The organism is Streptomyces sp. NRRL F-5630 (assembly GCF_000719475.1).
Taxonomy (GTDB): Bacteria; Actinomycetota; Actinomycetes; order Streptomycetales; family Streptomycetaceae; genus Streptomyces.
This window is the reverse complement of the sequence record NZ_JOGO01000183.1, coordinates 1-942: the sequence shown is the minus strand read 5'-3', so window position 1 is coordinate 942 and position 942 is coordinate 1. Positions and strand designations below refer to the sequence as shown.

Sequence of the window (942 nt, the reverse complement as noted above, 5' to 3'; positions counted from 1 at the left end):
CTGGAAGGTGGGGTTGCCGGTGAGGTCGGTGCGCAGGACGAGGGTGTTGACGAAGAAGCCGACGAGGTCTTTGAGGTTTTCGTCGGTGCGTCCGGCGACTGGTGTGCCGAGGGGGATGTCGGTGCCGGCGCCGAAGGCGTTGAGGGTGAGGGCGGTGGTGGCTTGGAGGACCATGAAGACGGTGACGCCGTGTTGTTTGGCCAGGTGTGTGAGGGCGTCGTAGCGTTCTTGCGGGATGCGGAACGCGATGGTGGCTCCGGCGTGTGTGGGGTGGGCGGGGCGTGGGTGGTCGTGGGGGAGGGGGAGTTCGGGGGGTGCTCCGGTGAGTGTGGTGCGCCAGTGGTCGGTCTGGGCGGTGAGGATGCTCGCGGGGTCGTCGGGGGTGCCGAGGTGGTGGCGTTGCCAGAGGGTGTAGTCGGCGTATTGGACGGGGAGTTCGTCCCAGGTGGGTGCGTGGCCGGTGAGGCGTTCGCTGTAGGCGGTGGAGAGGTCGCGGGCGAGGGGGGCGAGGGACCAGCCGTCGCCCGCGATGTGATGCAGGACGATGACGAGTACGGACTCGGTGTCGTTGAGGATGCCGTGGACGACTCGGACGGGGAGATCCGTGGTCACGTCGAAGCCGCGGCCGGTGATCTCCTGGACCCAGGCGTGTGTGTCCGTGCTGGGTGCCAGGTGCTCCGTGCTCAGGATGCGTTCGGCGGCGGTCTCCGCGTCGAGGATCACCTGCACGGGGTCGCCGTCGTGTTCCCCGAACACTGTCCGCAGTGTCTCGTGCCGCGTGACGACGTCCGTCCATGCGGCCCGCAGCGCCTCTGGGTCCACGGTGCCGGTGAGGTGCAGTGCGAGGGGCATGTTGTAGGTGGCTGAGCCGCCCTCGAAGCGGTTGAGGAACCACAGGCGCTGCTGCGCGTACGACAGCGGGAGACGCGCCGGGCGCTCGTA

Annotated in this window: 1 protein-coding gene; it reads right to left on the bottom strand. The window is 68.7% G+C overall.

What is annotated here, in order from left to right; genetic code table 11:
- Positions 1-942 (bottom strand): condensation domain-containing protein (locus tag IF99_RS31385; RefSeq protein ID WP_037828280.1); only part of this gene is annotated, 942 nt, incomplete at both ends.